The sequence below is a fragment of the Roseateles sp. genome, from assembly GCF_039929605.1.
Classification (GTDB): domain Bacteria; phylum Pseudomonadota; class Gammaproteobacteria; order Burkholderiales; family Burkholderiaceae_C; genus Pelomonas.
Genome location: NZ_JBDSQX010000136.1, coordinates 1 through 23,209, shown reverse-complemented (window position 1 = coordinate 23,209; position 23,209 = coordinate 1). Strand labels below are relative to the sequence as shown.

The 23,209-nt window shown below is 66.7% G+C and carries 16 protein-coding genes; 10 read left to right on the top strand and 6 right to left on the bottom strand.

Annotation, left to right across the window (positions count from 1 at the left end; translation table 11 throughout):
* Nucleotides 1-22 precede the first annotated feature (22 nt).
* The 3 genes from ABIS05_RS18705 (at nt 23) to ABIS05_RS18695 (ending at nt 6,620) form a co-directional block, all read left to right on the top strand.
* Nucleotides 23-2,200 carry a malate synthase G gene (locus ABIS05_RS18705; RefSeq protein ID WP_348011743.1) on the top strand — a complete coding sequence of 726 codons (2,178 nt, stop codon included), beginning with the start codon at nt 23-25 and terminating at the stop codon, nt 2,198-2,200.
* Between the two features lie 317 nt (nt 2,201-2,517).
* Nucleotides 2,518-5,298, top strand: coding sequence for a TonB-dependent receptor (locus tag ABIS05_RS18700; protein ID WP_348011742.1), 2,781 nt, complete (start codon nt 2,518-2,520; stop codon nt 5,296-5,298).
* A gap of 119 nt (nt 5,299-5,417) precedes the next feature.
* Nucleotides 5,418-6,620 carry a geranylgeranyl reductase family protein gene (locus ABIS05_RS18695; protein ID WP_348011741.1) on the top strand — a complete coding sequence of 401 codons (1,203 nt, stop codon included), beginning with the start codon at nt 5,418-5,420 and terminating at the stop codon, nt 6,618-6,620.
* Between the two features lie 3 nt (nt 6,621-6,623).
* Here the strand turns inward: ABIS05_RS18695 and pcaF are convergent, their stop codons facing one another.
* Genes pcaF through ABIS05_RS18680 form a run of 3 tightly spaced genes read right to left on the bottom strand, consistent with a single transcriptional unit; the run spans nt 6,624 to nt 10,041 of the window.
* A complete protein-coding gene (gene pcaF / locus ABIS05_RS18690) occupies nt 6,624-7,826 on the bottom strand; it encodes a 3-oxoadipyl-CoA thiolase (RefSeq protein ID WP_348011740.1) in 1,203 nt (400 codons plus the stop codon).
* The gene (locus tag ABIS05_RS18685) at nt 7,823-9,247 is read right to left on the bottom strand and encodes a 3-hydroxyacyl-CoA dehydrogenase NAD-binding domain-containing protein (RefSeq protein WP_348011739.1); all 1,425 of its coding nucleotides are present in this window, start codon (nt 9,245-9,247) and stop codon (nt 7,823-7,825) included. The genes pcaF and ABIS05_RS18685 overlap by 4 nt, the downstream gene beginning before the upstream one ends.
* On the bottom strand, nt 9,244-10,041 hold the full coding sequence (locus ABIS05_RS18680; protein WP_348011738.1) for an enoyl-CoA hydratase-related protein: 798 nt from the start codon (nt 10,039-10,041) through the stop codon (nt 9,244-9,246). The genes ABIS05_RS18685 and ABIS05_RS18680 overlap by 4 nt, the downstream gene beginning before the upstream one ends.
* 116 nt (nt 10,042-10,157) lie before the next feature.
* Between ABIS05_RS18680 and ABIS05_RS18675 the strand changes: the two genes are divergently transcribed.
* From ABIS05_RS18675 to ABIS05_RS18660, 4 genes are all read left to right on the top strand, one after another.
* Nucleotides 10,158-11,222 (top strand): histidine kinase, encoded by a 1,065-nt coding sequence (locus tag ABIS05_RS18675; RefSeq protein ID WP_348011737.1) that lies wholly within the window; start codon nt 10,158-10,160, stop codon nt 11,220-11,222.
* Nucleotides 11,219-11,977 carry a LytTR family DNA-binding domain-containing protein gene (locus tag ABIS05_RS18670; RefSeq protein WP_348011736.1) on the top strand — a complete coding sequence of 253 codons (759 nt, stop codon included), beginning with the start codon at nt 11,219-11,221 and terminating at the stop codon, nt 11,975-11,977. Before ABIS05_RS18675 ends, ABIS05_RS18670 begins: the two co-directional genes overlap by 4 nt.
* Nucleotides 11,978-12,085: 108 nt before the next feature.
* A complete protein-coding gene (locus tag ABIS05_RS18665) occupies nt 12,086-13,804 on the top strand; it encodes a M14 family metallopeptidase (RefSeq protein ID WP_348011735.1) in 1,719 nt (572 codons plus the stop codon).
* Between the two features lie 79 nt (nt 13,805-13,883).
* A complete protein-coding gene (locus ABIS05_RS18660) occupies nt 13,884-15,092 on the top strand; it encodes a Fic family protein (protein ID WP_348011734.1) in 1,209 nt (402 codons plus the stop codon).
* Here the strand turns inward: ABIS05_RS18660 and ABIS05_RS18655 are convergent.
* Nucleotides 15,089-15,751 (bottom strand): esterase, encoded by a 663-nt coding sequence (locus ABIS05_RS18655; protein WP_348011733.1) that lies wholly within the window; start codon nt 15,749-15,751, stop codon nt 15,089-15,091. The two genes, ABIS05_RS18660 and ABIS05_RS18655, sit on opposite strands and share 4 nt — an antisense overlap.
* Before the next feature lie 175 nt (nt 15,752-15,926).
* Complete coding sequence (locus ABIS05_RS18650) at nt 15,927-16,088, bottom strand: hypothetical protein (protein ID WP_348011732.1); 162 nt, start codon at nt 16,086-16,088, stop codon at nt 15,927-15,929.
* 290 nt (nt 16,089-16,378) lie between these two features.
* Here ABIS05_RS18650 and ABIS05_RS18645 point away from each other — a divergent pair, with 290 nt between their 5' ends.
* The 3 genes from ABIS05_RS18645 to ABIS05_RS18635 all read left to right on the top strand — a co-directional run bounded on the left by ABIS05_RS18645 (nt 16,379) and on the right by ABIS05_RS18635 (nt 22,245).
* Nucleotides 16,379-19,210: a TonB-dependent receptor domain-containing protein gene (locus tag ABIS05_RS18645; RefSeq protein ID WP_348011731.1), complete on the top strand. Its 2,832-nt coding sequence runs from the start codon at nt 16,379-16,381 to the stop codon at nt 19,208-19,210.
* A gap of 65 nt (nt 19,211-19,275) precedes the next feature.
* The gene (locus tag ABIS05_RS18640) at nt 19,276-21,336 is read left to right on the top strand and encodes a prolyl oligopeptidase family serine peptidase (RefSeq protein ID WP_348011730.1); all 2,061 of its coding nucleotides are present in this window, start codon (nt 19,276-19,278) and stop codon (nt 21,334-21,336) included.
* A 171-nt stretch (nt 21,337-21,507) separates the two neighbouring features.
* Nucleotides 21,508-22,245 (top strand): PEP-CTERM sorting domain-containing protein, encoded by a 738-nt coding sequence (locus ABIS05_RS18635; RefSeq protein ID WP_348011729.1) that lies wholly within the window; start codon nt 21,508-21,510, stop codon nt 22,243-22,245.
* 70 nt (nt 22,246-22,315) lie between these two features.
* On the opposite strand, the gene ABIS05_RS18630 is transcribed toward ABIS05_RS18635, so the two are convergent.
* Nucleotides 22,316-23,029: a queuosine precursor transporter gene (locus ABIS05_RS18630; protein WP_348011728.1), complete on the bottom strand. Its 714-nt coding sequence runs from the start codon at nt 23,027-23,029 to the stop codon at nt 22,316-22,318.
* Nucleotides 23,030-23,209 lie beyond the last annotated feature (180 nt).

Here is a 23,209-nt window from a genome sequence, read left to right as displayed (position 1 = left end):
CGTGTTTCGCCAGGAGTTCGCCATGTCCAACGCCAGCCGCATCACCCTCCACCGCCTGCAGGTCGACGCCGCGCTCGCCCGCTTCATCGACACCGAGGTGCTGCCCGGCACGGGTATCGCCAGTGACGCCTTCTGGGCCGGCTTCAGCAAGCTGGCCCACGAGCTGGCACCGATGAACCGCGCGCTGCTGGCCGAGCGCGACCGCCTGCAGACCGAGCTGGACGGCTGGCACGAGGCCCACCCCGGCTCGATCACCGACATGCCGGCCTACCGCAGCTTCCTGAACCGCATCGGCTACCTCGTTGAGCCGCCGGCCCAGGTGCAGGCGACGACGGCCAATGTCGACGCCGAACTGGCGCTGCAGGCCGGCCCGCAGCTCGTCGTGCCCATCCTGAATGCACGCTACGCGCTGAACGCGGCGAACGCGCGCTGGGGCTCGCTGTACGACGCGCTCTACGGCACGGACGCGATCTCCGAAGCCGACGGCGCCACGCGCGAGGGGGGCTACAACCCGGTGCGCGGCGCCAAGGTCATCGCCTTCGCACGACAGGTGCTGGACCAGGCGGCGCCGCTGGCCGAGGGCTCGCACGGCCAGGCGGTGGAGTACCGCATCGAGGGCAATCAGTTGTCCGTCACGCTGGCCTCGGGCGACGTGACCGGCCTGGCGGACGCGGCCACTTTCGCCGGCTACCAGGGCGCGCCCGAGTCACCGAGCAGCGTGCTCTTCGTGCACCACGGCCTGCATCTGGACATGCGCATCGACCGCGAGACGCCGATCGGCCGCAGCGACCCCGCTGGCATCTCGGACATCGTGATGGAGTCCGCCCTGTCGACCATCCTCGATCTGGAAGACTCCGTTGCCGCCGTCGACGCCGAGGACAAGCTGCTGGCCTACCGCAACTGGCTCGGCATTCAGCAGGGCACGCTGACCGAGGAAGTGGCCAAGGGCGGCAAGAGCTTCACGCGCCGCCTGAACGCTGACCGCGTCTACACGGCGCCTGATGGGGGCACGCTGACGCTGCACGGCCGCTCGCTGATGTTCGTGCGCAATGTCGGCCACCTGATGACCAACCCGGCCATCCTGCTGGACGGCGGCGAGATCCCCGAGGGCATCATGGACGCGGTCGTCACGACGACCATCGCGATGCATGACCTCAAGCGCCGGGGCAATTCCAGGACGGGCAGCGTCTACATCGTCAAGCCCAAGATGCACGGTCCGGCCGAAGTGGCCTTCGCCGCCGAGCTGTTCACACGCGTTGAGCAACTGCTCGGCCTGCCCGACAGCACCGTCAAGCTGGGCATCATGGACGAGGAGCGCCGCACCTCCGTCAACCTGAAGGCCTGCATCGCCGCCGCCGCCAGCCGTGTTGCCTTCATCAACACCGGTTTCCTGGACCGCACCGGCGACGAGATGCACACCGCCATGCGCGCCGGCCCCATGCTGCGCAAGGGCGACATGAAGTCGTCGAGCTGGATCCAGGCCTACGAGCGCAGCAACGTGCTGACCGGCCTGGCCTGTGGCCTGCGTGGCCGCGCCCAGATCGGCAAGGGCATGTGGGCCATGCCCGACCTGATGGCCGCCATGCTCGAGCAGAAGATCGCCCACCCCAAGGCCGGCGCCAACACCGCCTGGGTGCCCTCGCCCACCGCCGCGACGCTGCATGCGCTGCACTACCACCAGGTCAACGTGGGCGCCGTGCAGCAGGAGTTGGAAAAGATCGACCTGGCCGCCGAGCACGACGGCCTTCTGAACGCGCTGCTGACCATTCCCGTCGTACCGCATGCCGACTGGACGCCCGAGCAGCGCCAGCAGGAGCTGGACAACAACGTGCAGGGCATCCTCGGCTACGTCGTCCGCTGGGTGGACCAGGGCGTGGGTTGCTCGAAAGTGCCCGACATCAATGGTGTCGGTTTGATGGAAGACCGTGCGACGCTGCGCATCAGCAGCCAGCACATCGCCAACTGGCTGCGCCACGGCGTGGTGACGGCGAGCCAAGTGCGCGAGACCTTTACGCGCATGGCCAGCGTGGTGGACGGCCAGAACGCAGGCGACCCGGCCTACCTGCCGCTGGCCGCCAACCCCGAGGGCGCGGCGATGCAGGCGGCGCTGGATCTGGTGTTCAAGGGGGAGGCGCAGCCGAGTGGGTATACGGAGCCACTGCTGCACGCCTGGCGGCTAAAGATCAAAGCGGCACGTTGAGGCGGCTGGGCCCCTTCCCTGGGGGGTGGGGTTGTTGCTTTCTCACCCCAACAACCGCCGCCAGCCGTCGAGCTTTGACGCGAATTAACTACACATTCATACCCGTGCCTGTCGTCATCCCTGGCTTTCGACAGTGAAAACGCCGCAAAACCCCGGCGGGCGTCGTCAAAGCCGGCTCAATCGGTACGAACCCGTAAAACCCCATAGAAAACTTTCCTCACACTTGCCTGACTTATCTCGGCGCCACGAGCCGGATTGGAACTGAGTGCCGCGTTACCCACCAGGTGACCGGCTGTCTTCATCGTCAGGAGTAATCAATGCTCAAACGTCATGCCGTCAGCGCCGCAGCCGCGCTGGCCTGTCTCACCGCTGCCGCGCAGCCGGCCCTTGCTCAACAGCAACTCGAACGGGTCGAAATCACCGGCTCCAGCATCAAGCGCATTGCCAGCGAGGGTGCTCTGCCCGTGCAAGTCATCAGCTCGGAGCAGATCAAGGCCAGCGGCGCCACCAACGTCGCGGAACTGCTGCAGCGCATGCCCGCCATGCAGGGCTTCCAGATTGCTGACATCGCCATTGGTTCCAACTCCGGCGGCACGGTTTTCGCCTCGCTGCATGACATCGGCCAGGCCTACACGCTGGTGCTGCTGAACGGCCGCCGCCTGGCGCCGTCGGGTGACGGTGGTCGCGTCAACCTGAACTCGATCCCGATGAGCGCGATCGATCGGATCGAGGTTCTGACGGACGGCGCTTCCGCCCTCTACGGTTCCGACGCCATTGCCGGTGTCGTGAACTTCGTTCTCAAGCGCAACAAGCAGGGCGGGGAAATCACCGCCAGCTACTCGAACCCTCTCGAAGGCGGCGGAAAGTCTGCTTATGCGGCCATCACCTACGGCTTCGGTGACATCGAGCGCGACCGTTTCAATGTCGTGGCCACCTACCGGCATGACGAGCAGAAGTCGTTGAAGTCCGGCCAGCGCGATTTCGCCAAGTCGGCCTACGTGCCTGTCACGTACGGTGGAAAGAACTACGTCTACGACCGCACCAGCACGTCTGCCGACCCGGCCAACGCGCAGGTGACGTTCAAGAAACTTGACGGCGAAACCTCGACACTGGGTGCCTATTCCTTCAACCCCTACATGATGGAAAAGGGGTCGTGCGCGCCCAACAACTTCTACAGCCTGGCCAACACCATTCCGGCCGGCGGCACGGCGAAGGTCGGCACGGCGCAGTGCGCATTCGACTTCGTCTCGACGATCGATATCTACCCCGAGTCCAAGCGTGACTCGGCCTATGTCACGGGTCAGCTCAAGCTCACCGACAACATCAAGCTGTTCTCGGACGCTGCCTACACGCGCTACGACCTGATCGCCCGCATCGCGCCTAACCCGGTGCCCATCGCCATTCCAGTGGGCTCGGCGCTGTACAACAAGTACGTCTCACCCTACCTGACTGCCGCACAGCAGGCCCACGTCAACACCGTCACGGCCGGTTTCCGCGCCACCGACTTCGGCACCCGCGATTCGCAAACCGTCACCGAATCCAAGCACTTCGTCGTCGGTGCCGATGCCGACATCGGCAGTTGGAACATCAACGGCGCCCTGACTTGGTCGCAAAACGCGCTGGACGAACAATACGTCGGCGGCTACTTCAAGACCACCGAGTTCACGAACATCGTCAGCACGCTGGCGATCGACCCGTTCGTGCCATCCGGCAACCAGACGGCTGCGGCGCAGAAGCTGATTGGCGAGTCCATCTACCACGGCAGCATCCGAACGGCCTCGACGACGCTCAAGGGCGGCGACGTGCGCGCCTCGGGCGAGATCTTCAATCTGCCTGCTGGGCCGGTAAACGTGGGTGTGGGCGTTGACTTGCGCAACTACCACTACAAGCAGACGCCTTCGTCCGATGCGGTCAACGGCGTGATTTACAACTTCGCTGCCAACCCGCAGTACGACCTGGAACGCGACAACGCCGGCGTGTTTGCTGAAGTTCTTATCCCCGTCGTGAAGGGCTTTGACGTCAACGCCTCGTTGCGCTACGACAGCATCAGCAAGATCAAGGACGCGGTGAATAACCGGGACTTCGGCAAGACGGAGAAGGCGACAACCTACAAGCTGTCCGGCAAGTACCAGATCTCCAACGAAATCATGCTGCGCGGCTCCTACGGTACGGGCTTCAAAGCGCCGGACATGCTGGACATCGCCCAGCCGCTGGTCTCCAACGGCGTGACGGCCTCCAGCTACGACTGCCCCTTCCCTGGCGACGGCAGCGGCTCGCCGCCTTGCAAGCCTGGCAAGGGCCAATACTCGCAGTTGAGCGGCGGTAATGAGAACCTCAAGGCCGAGAAGTCCAAGCAGGCGAGCGTCGGCATGCGCATCGAGCCGACCTCGAACTTCAGCGCGGCCTTCGACTACTGGCAGGTCAAGTTGCGTGATGCGGTCAGCGGCGTGTCGGCCAACCAAGCTTTCGGCGATCCGCAGAAGTACTCGAGCCTATTCACGACCTACCGCCAGCCGGCCGAGACGTCCGACTACTACGCGTTCATGTCCCTGTCGACGAACATCGGCCAAGCCATCTCCAAGGGTATCGATTGGGAGCTGGAAGGCCGTTTAGACATTCCCGAGATTGGTCGCCTGACGACGTCGCTGGCTGGCACCTACATGATCGAGTCCTCGTACACCCGTGCGGGCACGAGCGACGACTTCACGGACAGCATGGGCCACTACGGCGAGAACGCCGCCGTGACCTTCCGCAACATCTTTAGCGCACAGTTCAAGTTGCAGACCGGTCCGGTGAGCAGTTCTATGCTGTTCAAGTACCGCAGCAAGTACAAGGACCGTTTGCAAACCGTTCGCGATCTGTCGACGGGCAAGAACACGACCATCGCGCTGGATGTTCCCGAGTACTTCACTCTCGACTATCAAGGGACCTACAAGTGGAGCAAGGCGTTGGAACTGCGCCTGGGCGTCACCAATCTGCTGAACAAGGCACCGCCGCTGACCCTGCGTGATTCGTCGGGTCACCAGGTGGCCTACGACCCGCGCTACGCCAGCCCCTTGATGCGTACTGTCTACGTGACCGGCAGCTACAGCTTTTGATGTGGTGACTCTGGCCTCGTGCCAGTCGTCGCCAGGCCCGCTTCGGCGGGCCTTTTTTCATGGGCGACTGCCCGACAATGACGGGTTATTCCGCCACTGCCACTGCCCCCTTCTTCTTGATGCCTCCTGACGTCCTCATCATCGGCGCCGGCCCCGCCGGCAGCGCCTGTGCGCGGGTGCTGGCGCAGGCCGGTCTCGACGTGTTGCTGGTCGACCAACACCCACAGGGCCGCGACAAGACCTGCGGCGACGGCTTGATTCCCGACGCGCACCAGGCGCTGGCACGGTTAGGGCTGCTGGATGAGGTGATGCGCCGGGCCGAGCCGGTGAGCCATGTCGGCTGCATCGGCCCGCGCGGCGGGCGCATCGACGTGCAGGGCACCCTGGCCGTGCTGCCGCGCAAGGAACTGGACGCGCTGCTGCTGCAGGCCGCGCGAGACGCCGGTGTGCGCTTCGAGCAGGCGCGCTTCGAGGCGCCGCTGGAGGTGGACGGCCGCGTCGTCGGCGCGCGGCTCAAGCGGGGCGACGAGATCGTCGAGGTGACGGCGCGCTGGGTCGTGCTGGCGACCGGCGCGGTGCCCAAGGCGCTGACGGCCGCCGGCATGTGTGAGCGCCACACGCCCAGCGGCGTGGCGCTGCGCGGCTATGTGAAGGCGCCGCAGATGGTGGGCAGGATCAAGTCGCTGGAAGTCGTCTGGGACAAGGCGGTGCGGCCGGGTTATGGCTGGATCTTCCCGGCGCCGGATGGCCACTTCAACATCGGCGTGGGCGTGACCGACTCGCACCGCGTGCTGGGCGGGCGGGCGTTGAAGAAGGACGTGAACCTGCGCGCGATCTTCGACCGCTTCGTCACCGCCTACGCACCGGCCGCTGAGCTGATGCGGGTGGGCGAACGGGTGGGCGAGGGGGATCAATGGCTCAAGGGCGCGCCGCTGCGCTTCACGCTGTCGGGCGCGAAGTGGACGCGGCCCGGCCTCATCGTCACCGGCGAGGCGGCGGGCAGCACCTACTCCTTCACCGGTGAAGGCATCGGCAAGGCCCTGCAAACCGGCATGCTGGCGGCCGAGGCGATCCTGGCCCATGCCGACGACGCCACAGCACGCGCAGCCTACGAGGGCGGGCTGAGGGCGTTGAAGCCCAAGTTCGATCTCTATGAACGCGCCAACAGCATCAACGCCCACCCGTGGCTGGCCGACCTCGTGATCTGGCGCGCCGGCAAGAGCCCGCGCCTGCTGAAGCGCCTGAGCGGCGTGCTCAACGAGACGAGCAACCCAGGCAATATCCTCAGCATCAGGGGCATTTCCAAGCTGTTTTTGGAATAGCGACTAAACGCGTTCAAGCACAAGCGCGATGCCCTGGCCCACGCCGATGCACATCGTGCACAGCGCGTAGCGGCCTCCGGTCATTTCAAGCTGGTTGATCGCCGTCGTCACCAGCCGCGCACCGCTGGCGCCGAGCGGGTGGCCGAGCGCGATGGCGCCGCCGTTCGGGTTCACACGCGCATCGTCGTCCGCCAGGCCCAGGTCGCGCAGCACCGCCAGACCCTGCGCGGCGAAGGCCTCGTTCAGCTCGATGACGTCCATCTGCGCGAGCGTCAGGCCGGCCAACGCCAGCACCTTACGCGTGGCCGGCGCGGGGCCGATGCCCATGATGCGCGGCGCCACGCCGGCGGTGGCCATGCCGACGACGCGGGCGCGCGGCGTGAGGCCATGGCGCGCGGCCTCCGGCTCGCTGGCCAGCAGCAGTGCGCAGGCGCCGTCGTTCACGCCGCTGGCATTGCCGGCCGTGACGCTGCCCTCGGGCTTGACGATGCCCTTGAGCTTGGCCAGCGCCTCCAGGCTGGTCTCGCGCGGATGCTCGTCGAGCAGCACGCGCAGCGGCTCGCCCTTCTTCTGCGGCACCTCCACCGGCACGATCTCGCGCTCGAAGAAGCCGCGCTGCTGCGCCGCGAGGGCCTTGCGTTGCGACGCCAGCGCCATGCAGTCCTGGGCCTCGCGCCCGATGCCGAAATCGGCGGCCACGTTCTCCGCCGTCTCGGGCATCGCGTCCACGCCGTACAGCGCCTTCATCTGCTTGTTGACGAAGCGCCAGCCGATGGTCGTGTCGTAGACCGCATTCGTGCGGCTGAAGGCCGATTCAGCCTTGGGCATGACGAAGGGCGCGCGGCTCATGCTCTCGACGCCGCCGGCGATCAGCAGCCCGGCCTCACCGGCGCGGATGGCGCGCGCGGCCGTGCCCACCGCATCCAGGCCCGAGCCGCACAGGCGGTTCACGGTGCTGCCCGGCACGGCCACCGGCAGACCGGCCAGCAGCGCGGCCATGCGGGCGACGTTGCGGTTGTCCTCGCCGGCCTGGTTGGCGCAGCCGTAGATGACGTCCTCCACCGCCGCCCAATCGACATTGGCGTTGCGGGCCATCAGCGCCTTGATGGGCAACGCGGCGAGGTCGTCGGCGCGGATGCTTGAGAGCGCACCACCGTAGCGGCCGAAGGGCGTGCGGATGGCGTCGCAGATGAAGGCGTGGGTCATGTCGGGAGTCTTCGCAGATACGGGCTGACGCGATAGCGCTCGCCGCAGTAGTGTTGATCCAGCCGGTCCAGCAGCGCGACGACCGGCGCCGCGCTCCAGAAAGCCAGCCACTCGAAAGGCCCGGCGGGATAGTTGACGCCGAGCTTCATCGCCGCGTCTGCACCGGCTTCGTCGCAGACGCCTTGGCTGACGGCGTCGGCGGCTTCGTTGATCAGCATCCCGATCGTGCGCGCGACGACAAGGCCGGGCAGGTCGGCGACCGCGCGCGGCACCAGGCCGAGCCGAGTCAGCCATGCGACGGTGGCGGGGTCGCCCGCGTAGGCAATGTCTCCCACGGGCGCCAGCGGCAGGTCAAAGACCGCCGTGCCGGGGCCGAAGTCGCGGGCGCAGCGGCCGTCGGTCAGGCGCAGCTGGCGGCCGTCGATGGCCAGACCCACCCAGTCGCTATCGAACTCGCGCAGGCCCTCGGGCACGTTGGCGGCAATGCGCTCGGCCAGCGCGCCGCGGCCGTGCACGACGAGCCGGGCCGCACGCGGCGGCGCGATGCTGACGATGGGCAGCGCCGGCGCGCCCTCCGGATACCGATAGAAGCCCCGCCCGGTCTTGCGCCCGAGGAAGCCGGCATCCACCAGCTCCTGCTGCACCAGCGACGGCGTGAAGCGGCGGTCGAAGAAGTTGGCGGCGAAGACCGAGTTCGTTACCGCGAAATTGGTGTCGTGGCCGATCAGGTCCATCAGCTCGCAGGGGCCCATGCGAAAGCCCGCCGCACGCAGGCAGGCGTCGATCACTTCGGGCGTGGCGGCGCGATCCTGCAGCAGCATCAGCGCCTCGGCGTAATAGGGCCGCGCAATGCGGTTGACGATGAAGCCCGGCGTGGAGCGTGCGTGCACCGCCGTCTTGCCCCAGCGGCCGGCGAGGTCGAAGACAGCCTGCGCGACGTCGGGCGAGGTGCCCAGACCGGACACCACCTCGACCAGCTTCATCAGCGGCACCGGGTTGAAGAAGTGCATGCCCACCAGCCGTTCGGGCCGCTTCATGTCGCGCGCCAGTGCGGTCACGGAGATGGACGAGGTGTTGGTGGCGATCACCGCCTCGGGCGTGAGCACCGCCTCCAGTTCGGCGAACAGCGCGCGCTTCACATCGAGGTTCTCGACGATGGCTTCGATCACCAGGTCGACCGGCGCGAGCGCGTCGACCGGCGTGATGCGCGCGAGCGTCGCCTGCACTGCATCCGCCGTCAGCTTGCCTTTGATGACGAGGCCGTCCAGCGTCTGCGCCAGCTTGGCCTTGGCGGCTTCGGCAGCGCCGGCGCGCGTGTCGAACAGCAGCACCGCGTGGCCAGCCTGCGCGGCGACCTGCGCGATGCCGGCGCCCATCAGGCCGGCGCCGATGATGAGGATGCGGGAGTCGTTCAAGGTCATTCGGGCGGTGTCCAGTTGGGCTTTCGTTTGGCCAGGAAGGCGGCGAAGCCCTCGCGGGCCTCGGGCGTAGTGCGCACGCGGGCAATGGTTTGGGCGGTCAGCTCGCGAATCTCCGGGCTGAGCGGGCCGGGCGCGAGCTGAGCGTAGAGCTGCTTGATCTCAGCTTGAGCTTGCGGGCCGCAGGCGAGCAGGTCAGTCACCATGGCGTCGACCGCCGTGTCCAGGCCGTCGACGGGCACTACGCGCTGCACGAGGCCGATGCGCTGCGCCTCGTCGGCACCGAAGCGAACGGCCGTCAGCGCCAGCCGTCGCGCTTCGCGCAGGCCCACCGCGTTGACGAGATGCGGGCCGATGACGGCGGGCAGGATGCCCATGCGCGCCTCGCTGACGGAGAAGCTCGCGGCTTCGGACGCGACGGCCATGTCGCAGGCACACACCAGCCCCACGCCACCACCCAGCGCCGCGCCTTGGACGTGCGCAATCGTCGGCTTCGGGCAGCCGGCAATGCGTGCCAGCATGGCCGAGAAGCGGCGCGCGTCGGCGAGGTTGTCGTCCTGCGACGCGCTGGACGCGCGTTGCATCCACTGCAGGTCGGCCCCGGCGCTGAAGTGCTTGCCCGCGCCGGCCAGCACGATGGCGCGCACGCTGGTGTCGCCGCCCAGCAGCGCAAAGGCTGCGTCCAGCTCGGCAATCAGCGTCTCGTCGAAGGCATTGAACACGGCGGGCCGGTTCATCGTCAGCACGGCTACGCCATCACTGCGGCGCTGCAGGTCGAGGGAAGTCCAGGAAGACATTCGGACATTCTTGCACCGCACTTGTCTAGACAGCCGCGCCCGCCATTCACGCGCCCCCGCCTGCCATTCGCCGCAAGGCCGCGCCGCTGGCCGGGGTGCCTCCTAGACTGCGCTCCATGGCATCTGAACCCATCAACAAAGGCCCGCGCCGCTTCCCGGATTGGCTGCGCTGGCTGTTCTACCCCGGCTCGCAGCGGGTGTTCACGGCGCAGGAGATGGCGCGCGCCGGTGAGCGGCCCTGGCCGTACGGCATCGACCACTACGTCTACGGCAACGCCGTGTTTCTGATGGCCATCTTCACCCACGAGATGCCGCGCGGCATGCGGCCCGTCATCTGGTCGGGCGTGCTGCTCACGGCTTGGGCTGCGCTTGCGACGGCGCATGCGCTGTGGCGCTCGCCCACACGCAAGCGGCTCAACCTGGCCTGCTATGCCGCCGCCGTGTTGATTGCGCTCGTGACACTGCCGCTGATCAAGACCGGCTGGCGCGACGAGGTCGTCAGCGGCACGCCGCTGCTGCTGGCCGTGCTGACGGCCGTGCTGTCGGCCTGGTGGATCCTGACGATCTACCGTGTCGACCAGATCGAGGCGCGGCTGCGCGAGCTGGCCGAGCAGGACGCCGCGTTACGCCTGTCCACCCGCCTGGCGGCCGCGCAGATCCAGCCGCATTTCCTGTTCAACACGCTGGCCTCGCTGCAGCATTGGGTGGACACGGGTGACGCCCGCGCCGCGCCGCTGCTGCGCGATTTCACGGGCTATCTGCGCGCCACGCTGCCGATGTTCGACCGCGAGCTGCAGCCGGTGGCCGATGAGATGGAGATGGTGAGGCGGTACCTGGCCATCATGCAGGCGCGGCTGGGCGCACGGCTGAACTTCAGCATCGACGTGCCGACCGATGTCGACATGCAGCTGCCGCCAGGCATCGTGCTGACGCTGGTGGAGAACGCCATCGCCCATGGCATCGAGCCGCAGTTGAGCGGCGGGCACATTGCTATCGCCGGCCGCCGCGACGGTGACCGCTTCGTGTTGACGGTGCGCGACGACGGCCCCGGCCCGGCCCCTGACTCGACCGACGGCGTTGGGCTCGCCAACACACGCCGCCGCCTCGCTCAGGCCTGCCCCGACTGCACACTGACGCTGGCCGACGCCGCTCCCGGCTGCATCGCCACCCTAACGCTATGACTCCCATCACCGCCCTGATCGCCGACGACGAGGAAGCCCCTCGCGAACAACTGCGCGCCGCGCTGGCCCGGCAGTGGCCTGAGCTGAAACTCGTTGCTGCCAGCACGAATGGCGCCGAGGCCTGGGACGACTGCCTGGCCTTTGATCCGGCCATCGCCTTCCTCGACATCCGCATGCCCGGCCTGACCGGGCTGGAGGTGGCGCGCCGGCTCTCGGCCCTGGCCGCGCCGCCGCTGATCGTCTTCGTGACCGCCTTCGACGACCATGCGCTGGCCGCCTTCGACGCCGGCGCGGTGGACTACGTGCTCAAGCCCATCGACGACGAACGCCTGGCGCGCGCGTTGGCCAAGCTGCGCACGCGCCTGGCCCAGCCCGCGCCCGACACGGCGGCCCTGCAGCGCCTGCTCGCTGGTCTCGTCCAGCACAGGCCCACGGCCCGCCCGATCCAGGCCAGCGTCGGCCGCGAGGTGCAGCTGATCCCGCCGGAGGACGTCATCTACTTCGAGGCCGACGCGCGCTACACCCGCGTCGTGCACACAGGCGGCGAGGCGCTGATCCGCACACCGCTGCGCGAGCTGCTGACCCAGCTCGACCCCGAGCAGTTCTGGCAGATTCACCGCAGCGTGCTCGTCAACAGCCGCTGCCTGGCGCGGGCCATCCGCGTGGATGAAGGCACCTTGGTCGTCACGCTGCGCGGCCGCGAAGAGAAGCTGCCGGTGTCCCGCCAGTTCCAGGCGCTGTTCAAGGGTCAATAAAGGGCAAAGGTCGGGGCAAACCCTTGCAGATGCCGGGGGGCGAGTTCGGACAATCCGCGCCACGACAGAGGCCCCTAGTTCTTGGGGCCCCCTCACCAGACCAGCCACATGCCCGCCGCCCTGCCCAACCCGCGTTTCGATCATTTCTACCGCTACGACGAGCTGACGGCGCTGCTGTTCGCCTATGCCGAGGCGCGCCCCAACCTCGTGTCGGTGCGCGCCATCGGCAAGAGCTACGAAGGCCGCGACATCTGGGTCGTCGTGGTCACCAACCTGGCCAGCGGCACGGACATCGACAAGCCGGCGCTGTGGATGGACGGGAACATCCACGCTGCGGAGCTGACAGCGTCCACCACCTGCCTGTACTACCTGCACCAGTTGCTGAGCCTGCATGGCGGCACGTCGGCTGAAGCCGCCCAGGTCAACCGCCTGCTGGACACGCGCACCCTCTACATCGTGCCGCGCCTGAACCCCGACGGCGCCGAGCTCGCCCTGGCCGAGCGGCCGCGCCACATCCGCAGCTCCACACGCGCCTATCCCTACACCGAGGAGCCGGTCGACGGCCTGACGGTGGAGGACATTGACGGCGACGGTCGCATCCTGACCATGCGCGTGCCCGACCCGCACGGCGGCTACAAGCGCCACGCCGGCGACCCGCGGCTGATGGTGGCGCGCGAACCCGGCGAGCACGGCGGCGAGTACTACCGCCTCATCCCCGAAGGCTTCATCAAGCAGCACGACGGCCTGACCGTGAAGGTCAACCCCGACCGCGAAGGGCTGGACCTGAACCGCAACTTTCCCGGCGAATGGCGCCAGGAGTTCCAGCAGCTCGGCGCCGGCCCCTACCCGACCAGCGAGCCCGAGGTGCGGGCGATGGTGGAGTTCATCACGAGCCATCCCAACATCGGCGCGGCGGTCAGCTTCCACACGCACAGCGGCGTCATCCTGCGCCCCTGCGGCACCCGCAGCGACAAGGACATGACGCCCGAGGACCTGTGGCTGTTCCAGCAGTTCTCCGCGTTAGGCGAGAAGCACACCGGCTACCCCGCCGTCAGCATCTACGAGGACTTTCGCTACCACCCCAAGGACGTCATCACCGGCACGCAGGACTGGGTCTACGAGCACCTCGGTGCGCTGTTCTGGGTGGTGGAGCTGTGGTCGCCCAAGAAGGAAGCCGGCGTTGAAGACAACGGCTGGATCGACTGGTACCGGCAACACCCGGTCGAGGACGACCTGAAGCTCTTGAAGTGGAGCGACGAGCAATGCGGCGGCAAGGCGCATGTGGAATGGACGCCCTTCCAGCATCCGCAGCTCGGCGCCGTCGAGATTGGCGGCTGGGACAAGATGAACTACTGGCGCAACCCGCCGCCCGCGCTGCGCGAGCGCGAGGCGGCGCGCTTCCCGGCCTGGATGACGCAGATCGCGATGAGCCTGCCCAAGCTGGAGCTGATCCGCACCGAAGTGCGCGCGCTCGGCCCCGACATGTGGCGCGTGCGCCTGGCCGTGGCCAATGCCGGCTACCTGCCCGCCTACGTGACGCAGCGCGCGCTGGAGCGCAAGACGGTGCGCGGCGTGATGTTCGAGCTCCACCTGCCCATCGGCGACCCGGCCATCACCCTGGTCAGCGGCAAGGAGCGCATGGAAGGCCCGCAGCTCGAAGGCCACGCGCCCAAGCAAAGCCAGCTTGCCTTCCTGGCCAACAAGCAACCCACCGACGACCGAGCGGTGGCCGAGTGGGTGGTGCGCGCGCCGGTGGGCACGCGGCTGGCGCTGAGTGCAAGTGCGGAGCGGGCGGGGGTGGTGCGGACCGAGGTGGTGCTGGATTAAAAGTGCGCAATAAACCGGGCAAGATGCCCGTATTACTGTTAAAATTCAATGCACTAAATCAACTTCCAAGTGCGCAATTTTGCCTGCACTCTACAACTCGCCTCACCAGTTTGAGCCCCTTCTCCCCTGTGAAGCCGCGCTTGAACCCCTACTGGCCCAGGCGCATGACCTGAACAAGGAGGCGCTGGGCCTTGTCGGCCAGCCGGCGCCTGACGAGCTGCGCGGCCTGCTAAGGGCCATGAATTCGTACTACTCCAACCGCATCGAGGGCCAGCACACCCGGCCGCTGGAACTGGAGCAGGCCCTCAAGGCAGACTTTTCGGCAGACGCCAAGCTGGCCGCCCGGCAGCGCCTGGCCCTGGCCCATATCGACGCCGAAGCCGCGCTGGAGCCACGCTTCACAGGCGACGACGGCCTGCGCGCGCTCTACACCCCGGCTGCGCTGGCCGAGTTGCACCGCGAGCTGTTTGCCCGCCTGCCCCCCACCGATCTGCACACCGACGAGGGCGAAGAGATCCGCCCCGGCGAGTTGCGCAGCCGCGAGGTCCAGGTCGGCCGCCATGTGGCGCCAGCCGCTGCCAGCCTGCCCGCGCTGATCGAACGCTGGGGGCAGGTTTACGCGGGCGTACGCCGAGGCGAAGCGGCGCTGGTGGCGCTGGCGGCGGCGCACCAGCGCTTGGGCTGGATCCACCCCTTCGTTGACGGCAATGGCCGCGTGATGCGACTGCACACGCACCTGGCTCTGGGCGCACTGGGCTACACACGCGGCCTGTGGTCGCCCTTGCGCGGCTTTGCCCGCAGCGTGGACCGCTACTACGGCCTCATTGCCGCCGCCGACGAGCCCCGCCGGGGCGACCTGGACGGCCGAGGCAACCTCAGCGAAGCCGCGCTGGCGGACTGGATCACCTATGTGCTCGACATCTGCCTGGACCAGACCCGCTTCATGACCGGCCTGCTCCAGCTCTCTGCCATGGAGGGCCGCATTGCCGCCTGCCTGCACTTCGAGCAGACCTCGCGCAAGAGCGGCGTGCGCATCGAGGCGCTGCGGCCGCTGCACTACCTCTTCCTGAGCAGCGCCGCGCTGGAGCGCGGCGAGTTTAAGCGCATGACCGGCCTGGGCGACCGCACCGCCACCAGCCTGCTCACCGCCCTGCTCAAACGCGGCCTGCTGGCCAGCGACTCGCCCCAGGGCAAGGTGCGCTTCGGCCTGCCGCTGCACGCGCTGCGCTTCTACTTTCCGGCGCTGTGGCCGGAGGCCGAGGCCGACGTGGCGCAGGCCGGCGGCTAGCCCACGGGCCTTTCGCTCTCCTGGGCCGCGACGACCGCCGCCCGCCACAACCGCGCCGGGATGAAGGTGCGCAGCTGCTCCATCGCCTTGGCGATGAGCGCCGGGTGCAGGCCATGGTCGAGATGGGGCAGCAGGTCGGCGGTCACGTCGGCGCCCAGGTCGACGAGCGCCTGAGCGGCGTCGACGACATGGCGGTACGAAAAGCGCTGATCGGCCAGGCCGTGCAGCAGGTGGATGCAGACATCCTGCGGCGCATGTTCAGGGCGAGACAGGTAGCCGCCGGCAAAGGCCAGCACGCGGCCGACGAGGGCCGGCTCGGCCTGCGCGGCCTCCAGCGCCAGCAGCGCGCCGTCGCCCACGCCGGCCAGGGCGACGCGCTCCCAGGGCAGGCCCAATCTGGCGGCCTCCAGGCGCAGGCGCTCAATCAGATGCGGCAGCGCGGCCTCAACGCCTTCAAGGCTGGGCGTGTCATCCGCCCACCAGCGGCAGCGACCCTCGCCATCGCGCAGCGGCGGATGCAGGTTCAGCGTGACGGCGTTGGGGTACTGCGCATGCAGCGCCGCAGCCAGCGGCGCCAGCGTGTCGGGGCCGTCGGGGGCGATGCCGCTGTCGGGGAGCAGGGCGAACAGCAGGTCGGGAGCCGAAGCGTTGGGAGTCATTGGCGGTATTTTCAGCGCGGATAGCCGTCTCTTCAACACAGAAAAATAGACCGAGGCATTCTCAATGCCAGCAAGAAATACTGCACAGAAATAGTTATGCCGGATGCCTGGCAAGTGCCTTGCCTCGCCACCATCGATTACTGAGCGAGTATTCCGAAGGATATCTATTTTTTACTCACCCGTTGACCTGGTCCACTTGTGTCTTCAATGTCTGACCGATCAGTCGGCCATAAGTTTTGTTGCCCAACTGCAACGAAGCTTTCGCAAAGCCAACCTTGCGAGATAAATCAATGCTTTGGTTATGTTTTGGACATATTTCGGAGATGACACGCAACAAGGGCATCTCCCTAATAGATGGTTCGTAGACGAGCCCAAGGCTACGTTGCCCTATCCGGGCGGCGGATGGCTCGGAAGCGCATCCACCCTATTGACGGACCCTTTATGCCCACCCATTCCGCCGGCTTCAAACCTGTTCACAAACCCATTGCCCTTGCCGTTTTCGGCCTCATCCTGGCTCAGAATGCTGCGGCACAACAAACCCCGGCTGAAAATAGCAAGCCGGCCACCACCGCAGAATCTCCTGCACCGCTAAGCGATACAGCGAAGAAATTGGAACGCGTCGAGATCGTGTCGTCCGGTTCCCGCATCAAGCGGGACGCGTTCAGCTCCCCCGCGCCCATCCAGATCATCAAAAACGAAGACGCCGCGCTGGCGGGCTTCACCTCCACGGCACAAGTCCTGCAGAGCACGAGCGTGACCGGCGGCCAGGGCCAGATCAACAACGCCTTCGGCGGCTACGTCACCGACGGCGGCCCGGGCGCCAACACCGTGGGCCTGCGCGGCTTCGCCCCGACGCGCTCGCTGGTGCTGCTGAACGGCCGCCGCATGTCACCGTCCGGCACCCGCGGCTCGGTCGGCGCAGCGGACCTGAACACGCTGCCCAATTCCATCGTCGACCGCATCGAAGTGCTCAAGGACGGCGCGTCCTCCATCTACGGCTCCGATGCCGTGGCGGGTGTGATCAACATCATCACCAGGAAGGACCTGACCTCGATCACGGTCGAGGGCTCGATGTCCGCCACGGAACATGGCGGCGGCAATGCCTACAACCTCTCCATCGCGGGCGGCATGGTCACCGACCACGCCCACTTCCTGGCTGCCTACAACTTCAATGACAACACCGCGCTGACCTATGGCCAACGCGACTGGACCCGTTGCAACACCACCTACCGGCGCACGAGCGCCGACGGCGTCGTCGGCGACTGGGGCAGCGCCGACTACAAGGACCCACTGACCGGCAAATCCAAGTGCTACCCGACCGGCCTGACGGGCGAGAACGGCGTGACCATCAACACCATCGGTACCAATTCCACCGCTGGCACCGGCGCGGCGGGCGCGGTGGGCACCGCCTTCAACCGCTGGCGCCCCAACTCGGCCGTCACGGGCAACATGGCCGGCTTTGAAGGCGTGGGCAGCAGCTCAAACAGCCTGTACGTGCGCGACTCCTTCGACCCGCGCATGCTGAACGACTCGCTGTTCTCGCCGGTGCGCAACCACAACCTGTATGCGGAGGGCGCGATTGACGTGCCGGCCCTGGGTGGCGACGCCGAAGCTTATTGGGAAGTGCTGTACAACCGCCGCGAATCGTCGCAGGTGGGTCATCGCCAGCTGATCCTGGATTACGCCAAGGACAGCCCGCTGATCCCGCCGAATCTGGCCTTCAGCCAGGTTCAAGCGGCGCCGACCTTGATCACCAACGGCGCCCCGCTCGGCGTGCGCGCGTTCATGTTCGGCGGCAACAGCGCCTCCAGCCAGGCAGTGGACTTCACCCGCGCCGTGGCCGGCCTGCGTGGCTCGTTCGCCAAGATCAACTGGGACTACGACGTCTCGGTGACCCACAGCGAGAGCAAGGCCAGCTACACGTTCGACGGCTTCCTGACCGACCGCGTGGCGCAGAGCCTGAATGTCGTGTCCAACGGCAGCGGTGGCTTCAACTGCGTCGACACGTCCAACGGCTGCGTGGCCGCGCCGGCACTGAGCACGTCCCTCATCGGCGGTCAACTGCCGTCGGCATGGCTGGGCTACGCCTTCTCGAACAACCTGACCGGCTCGACCAAGTACAAGGAAGACGTCATCACGGCCTCGACGACGGGCAAGCTCTTCAAGGTGCCGTACGGCGACGTGAAAGCTGCCGTCGGCGCTGAGTTCCGCCGCAACTCCATCGACGACACGCCGTCGGACGCGATGCAGACCGGCAACATCTACAACTTCAGCTCGGGCACCCCGACGCGTGGCAGCGACCAGGCCACCGACGTGTTCGCCGAAGTGGAAGTGCCGGTGCTGAAGGATCTGCCGCTGGCCAAGGAGTTGACGCTCAATGGCTCGGCCCGCATGGCGGACTACAAGTCCTACGGCACTGGCTCGACCCACAAGATCGGTGCGCTGTGGGCACCCGCCAGCTGGATCTCGCTGCGCGGCACCAACGGCACGTCCTACCGTGCACCGGCGCTGTTCGAGCAGTTCGTTGGCGCAACGACGGGCTTCTTCAGCTCATCCATCGACCCCTGCAACGATTACACCTCCAAGAGTGCCGTGCGCGCGGCCAACTGTGCGAGCGAGGGCCTGCCGGGCGATTTCTCACAAAAGAACAGCGTCATGTCCATCACCAAGGGTGGGCGCGACTCTGGCCTGAAGGCGGAAACCTCCAAGAACGCATCGTGGGGCATCATCCTGCAACCCGCACTGCCAACCGGCTGGGGTGACCTGTCGTTCGCACTGGACCGCTTCGACATCAAGGTGGACAACGGCGTCTCGCGCATCGGCACTGGTCAGATCCTGACGCTTTGCTACGACGACCCGCAGTTCCGCGCGGGGGGCAACTTCTGCCGCCTGGTGACGCGCAACCCGGGCAACGGCGCGCTGACAATCAACAACAGCTACATCAACCTGTCGACCGATGTCGTGCGTGGCTACGACTACAACCTGCGCTATACAAGCGAAGTCGGCACCGGCAAGCTGCGCGTCAACATGTCGGCGACGCAGTACAAGTCGCAGGCCAGCAAGCTGTTCCCGGACGATCCACTGAACGAGATCAACAACACCATTGGTTCGCCGAAGTGGTCTGGTGCGCTGGACGTGAACTACGCGGTGAAGGGCTGGAATGTCTACTACGGCATGGAGTGGGTCGGCAAGACATCGAGCTACGAGTACATCGGGGAAGATCCGGCCACCAGCACGTTCAAGCTCGACACGCCGAACTACTTCCTGCACTCCCTGTCGCTGTCCTACAGCGACTCGGTGAGCAAGTGGAAGGTCACGGGCGGCGTGCGCAACCTGGCTGACAAGAAGCCGCCGATGATTTCCGCCGGCGACTACAACCGCGTCGGCAATACGCCCCTGTACAGCGGCTACGACTACGCCGGCCGTCGCTTCTTCATGAACGTCTCCAAGACGTTCTGATCGGCCCAGCAATCCAACGCCCTGGCAACCCCGGTTGCCAGGGCATTTTTTTAGGTGTGATTCCCATGAAAACCTACTTGAACAAGATGGGCCGGCTGCTCGCCATCGCAGGCGCCGTGCTGTTGGCCTGCCCGGCCATGGCCGCCGACGCGCTCCCCATCCGCGTCCCTACCGTCGAGACGCTGGCCCAGTTCCCGGGCATGACCGGCTTCCGCATCTCGCCCGATGGCAAGCACATGCTGGCTATCCAGAGCCAGGGCGACAACCGCAGCATCCTGGTCTGGGCGCTGGCGGACCTGGGCGCCAAACCGACCGTGATCGGCGCGAAGAACATGCAGATCGCAAGCGCCTCGTTCCTCAAGAACGACATGCTGCAGGTGTCCATGACGCAGCCCTACGACCTGCGCACCGACGAGGTCATCAAGACCTTCATCAACAAGCTGCTGTTCACCGACCTGGAGGGCAAAAACTGGATCGAGCCTATGGCCGCCACTGACATCGCCCGCTCCGAACTGGCGAAAAAGGCGGCTGCGCTGGCCAACCCCATAGTGCTGAGCCGCATGCTGTCCGACCCCGACAACATCGTGCTGGAGAGCGGTGCGCGCGGCGAGAGCCGCGACGTCTTCCGCTACAACCTGCGCACCGGCAAAGCCACGCGCATCATGCGGCTGGGCGAGTCGGACAACAGAGTGTTCGTCAACAGCGCGGGCCTGCCCTGGGCCAAGTCGCGCCTGGGCAGCGATGGCCAGGGCACGTTCACGGCCATCGACTTCCGCGGCAAGGACGGCGAATGGACGGAACACTTCCGCAGCTATGTGAAGAACCGCGACGTCGTGGACGTGGCCGCACCCGGCGCGAAGCCCGACACGGCCATCATCCGCAGCAACGTCGGTCGCGAGTTCACTGGCTTGTACGAGTACGACATCGCCAACCGCAAGGTCGCGGCCACGCTGTTCGAGCACAAGTACTTCGACGCCACCGGCGTGCGCTCGTTCCGTAACGACGACGGCCCCAGCGCAGAAGGCTTCGACGGATACGCCTTCAACGGCCACCTGGGCAACGACGTGCACTGGGACAATCCCAAGATGGAAGCTGCCGTGCGCGGCGTCGCGCAGGCGCTAGGCATCCAGGAGGTCAGCCAGGAGCTGGTCGGCGTCGGCAGCGGCGAACGGGCCGAAATTCGCTCGTTCGACGGCGTGTCCGTGCGCCTGCTGCATTACGTAGCCAGCGACGCACCCACCTACCTGTTCAGCGTCAGCGGCTCGTCATACCCGACGGAGTTCTACCTGCTGCGCGGCCAGAGCATGCAGCTGCTGGCCAAGGAGTACCCGGACATCGACAGGCGCGCCCTCGGCACTTCACGCTTCGTGTACTACAAGGCGCGCGACGGCCTGAATATCCCCGCCTACGTCACCGTGCCCAACCCGCAGCTGTGCGGCCCGGGGCCGTATGCCGCAGTCGTGCATCCGCATGGCGGCCCGTGGGCGCGTGACACCATGGACTACGATTGGTCGGGCTGGGTGCCGATGCTGGCGTCGCAGTGCCGCGTCGTGCTGCGCCCGCAGTTCCGCGGCTCGGAAGGCTGGGGCCGCACGCTGTGGTTCGCAGGCGACCGTGAATGGGGCCAGAAGATGCAGGACGACAAGGACGACGGCGCCAAGTGGCTGATCAGCGAGAAGCTGGCCGACCCCAAGCGCATCGCCATGTTCGGCTTCTCCTACGGCGGCTACTCGGCGTTCACCGCCGCCGTGCGACCCAACGGCCTCTACAAATGCGCCATCGCCGGCGCTGGCGTGTCCGACATCGACCGCATCTGGGCGAAGTTCTTCACCAACCCGTACTTCCAGTCCGGCCAGGAACCCACCGTGCGTGGCCTGAGCCCGCTGAGCAAGGCCGACAAGATCGAGATCCCCATCATGGTCTACCACGGTGAACGGGACCAGGTCGTGCCGATCATCCAGTCGGAGCTCTTCGTCGACAAGGCCAAGGCCGCCGGCAAGCCGGTGGAATACCACGTGCTGAAGGACTATGCCCACGGACCCGCGTGGACGCGCAAGATCATGGCCGACCAGCTGAACCTGATCAGCAACTACCTGGGCAAGGGCTGCGGCACGGGCGGCTTGTAAGCGCTGGGCTGGCCGCCGTCGGCAACCTGGCTTTCCCACGATCCGGGGGTGTCGGCGGCGTTGACAGTCGAGCCCATGGCCGCACGGCCGTCGAGGGCTGTTTCATGGGAGAAATGTCACCGTGGCGCGAAGATTGCATTCCATGTGTCATTTCTTCCCTTGAGGCTGAATATGAAAAAAATTCAAACCCTGCTGACGACCGCCCTGATCGCCTGCGCCGGCCTCAGCCAGGCCGCGCCGGTCTTCTGGACCGACTGGCAAGGCGACGACCTGGACCCCGGCGTCGGCTTCCAGGCTCAGGGCGTCATCACCACGACGACCTCTAGCGTCACGGTGACCTACACCAACGCCCGTGGCGTCGGCTTCTACCAGCCCGCCGGCGGCATCGACTACTACACCAACGTGGGCAGCGGCACCTCGCCCTACGAGAGCAGCACGGTGGACAACCGGCCGACCGGCACCGACATCATTGCCCTGCAGTTCGCGGGCACGCAGACGCTGCAGTTCTCCCAGGCCATCGCCAACCCGGTGTTCGCCTATGTCAGCCTGAACGGCAATGGCTACGGCTTCGACCAGGATTTCGACATCCTCAGCTACGACGACCCGGCCACCGGCCACGCCTGCGGCTACTGGGGCTGCGGCACCTCGTACAAGAACGTCGTCGACCTGGGCGGCGGCGTGTTCCAGTACCAGTTGCTCGGCACCGGCGAGCCGCATGGCGCGCTGCGCTTCAAGGGCAGCTTCGACACCGTGCACTGGAACAGCCTGTCCAACGAATACTGGAACGGCTTCACGGTCGGCGTGCAGGGCACCGCGATCGAGGTCTTCGGCGTGCCCGAGCCCACAGGCCTGGCATTGACCGGCCTGGCCCTGCTGGCCGCCGCAGGCATCCGCCGCCGCCGCAGCTGAACAGCCGGTTTCATGTCAAACGGCGGCCTCAGGGCCGCCGTTTGCGTATCTGGCCGGGCCGCGGTGCGGCTCAGACCTTGATCGAAAACGGATTGAAATTGGTGTCGCGGTCGTAGTGATCCAGGCCCTCGACCCGCTTCAGGAAGGCAATGAAGTGCGCCGTGACCGGGAACAGCACCGCCTCCCAGATCAGCTTGAAAACGTACTGGGCGACGAACACGGCGAGCAGTTGCTCCTGCGGCCAGATGCCCCAGAACGCAATGCTCAGGAACAGGCCGGTGTCCAGCAACTGGCCCACGGCCGTGGAGCCGACGATGCGCGCCCACAGGTAGCGGCCGTTGGTGGCGACCTTCATCTTCGCCATCACGAAGCTGTTGGCGAAACTGCCGGCGGCAAACGCGATCATCGACGCGGCGACAACGCGCCAGGTGTTGCCGAACATGGCCTCGACGTGCAACTGGTAGCCGTCCATGAAGCCATTGCGCGCCGGCGGCAGGTGCACGACGACAAAGGCCATGAAGGCCGCGAACAGCAGCGCACCGAAGCCCGCCCAGACGACGCGGCGGTCCCGCCCGTAGCCGTAGACCTCGGTCAATACGTCGCCAAAGATGTAGCTGATCGGGAAGAAGAACAGGTCCGCCCCGAAGGTGACCGGGCCGATCAGCGGCAGCTGCACCTGCGCCGCCTTGGCCGGGGCGATGAGGTTGGCGCACAGCAGCACGCAAACGCAGGCCGCCATGATCAAGTCGTAGTACTTGTAGCTGCGAGGTGGGGGTGTACTCATGGCGGTGGCGCTGGGCGGTAGGGATCACGGGGCCGCGCGCATTATTCATGCCCGGCCGTTCGGCCGCGGGGTCAGCCCGGCATCAACCCCGTGTCAACCGCAACAGCGTCTGGTGCAGCTTGGGCGTGTCGATGGGCTTGGTCAGGAAGTCGTTCATGCCCGCCGCAAAGGCATCGTTGC